At 47.4% G+C, this 1,263-nt stretch carries 1 protein-coding gene; it reads right to left on the bottom strand.

Translation table 11 applies throughout. From position 1 onward, the window contains the following. Positions 1–315: 315 nt before the first annotated feature. Positions 316–1,263: hypothetical protein (locus KDK17_RS17040; RefSeq protein ID WP_257288631.1), on the bottom strand; the 948-nt coding region annotated here is incomplete at its 5' end.

Genomic DNA, 1,263 nt, shown 5'->3' with positions numbered 1-1,263 from the left:
GGGCTACAAGGTCAGAGCACGTTATAACCCTGCTTATGGTGTGGCGCAACAGGGCAGAGCAGAGCATGACACCCCTGAGGAAACGGTTATGCACCGACCTGTGGATATGATCATCTGTGCTGGCGGAAAAAATAGCAGGCTGGGAAAAAAGTTCCTGAGTGATGGCATGGACGACTGGGGCAAGCCATACGCTGCTTGCAGCTGGGAAGGTAAACAAGGTGAGGAATTACCCAACCAGGGGCTGAATACCTTTAAGGATTTCAGGAGGACGGTGATCTTCAACAAAGGTTTTCATAAGCACTTCAAGGAGCAGCTTTACCGGGAGTTGCAGATGTTAAAAGAGTCTGATGACCCCATAAGGAACGTTGTCTTTCCAGAGGATTTGGAAAAATTGAAGAGCCGGACGTTATCTACATCTAACTTAGTGACTTCAGCACTCAGTCGATTCAATGTTTTTCTCACCTTGGCTTTGTCCTCAAATAACCGCCCATCCAGGTAAGAAAATTCGCTGTGACTATCAAATTCAATTTTCAGTTTCGGATAACGCTTCAGGTCTTGAATAAAGCGGTAGTCTTTTTCCTGTACCAAATTTTGTTGGTCGCAGTGAATGTCAAGCTCAAGGCATTGAGCATTATCAAATATTTGTCCCACCGCTTTGTGGAGGGGGACTGCACGCTCCTGATAATAATATCTACATAAGTCGTCATTCCAGATTGACAATAGATCATCATACTCATCCTGCGACAGCCGTTCAGTCAACGAATGAAGAATTTCCCGAAGCACCTCTTTGACCAGACACTGAAAATCCCGGGATTGACCGGTACGAGCAAAATGCCGCTCCAGCCTGCCAAAATCCTGATCCAGCCTGATGTCATGCCTGACTCGGCCTGGTGTGAGTAGTGAAGCCGTATAGTAGCCTTTAACGGCCTTACGAGTGAAGTGTATAGATAACGCCGGAATCCTGTCAATCAGTCTCGGCAAGGATTTTATTCCCTTTTCCGCCTCACTGAGCATCGTGTTTACGTTCTCAGACCTGAGAACAGCATAGAGAATTTTACCCCTTATGCTTTCTCTTTCCGGACGGCTGAAACCCGGAATAACCCCTTCAGCCACATCAATTACCAGACGTTTTCTATCCTTTTTAGTCAGCTCCCCGCTCTCAAGAGCCTTCATCACCTGGTCATGCAACAAAACCTCTGCTTCACGCTCCCGGGCTCTTTGCGCTTTCGCGCCGTGAGTGGGAGAAAGAAAGGCAAACAGCCT

It is taken from the genome of Endozoicomonas sp. SESOKO2, from assembly GCF_024606245.1.
Taxonomy (GTDB): domain Bacteria; phylum Pseudomonadota; class Gammaproteobacteria; order Pseudomonadales; family Endozoicomonadaceae; genus Endozoicomonas_A.
This window is presented reverse-complemented; position numbering and strand designations above follow the sequence as displayed.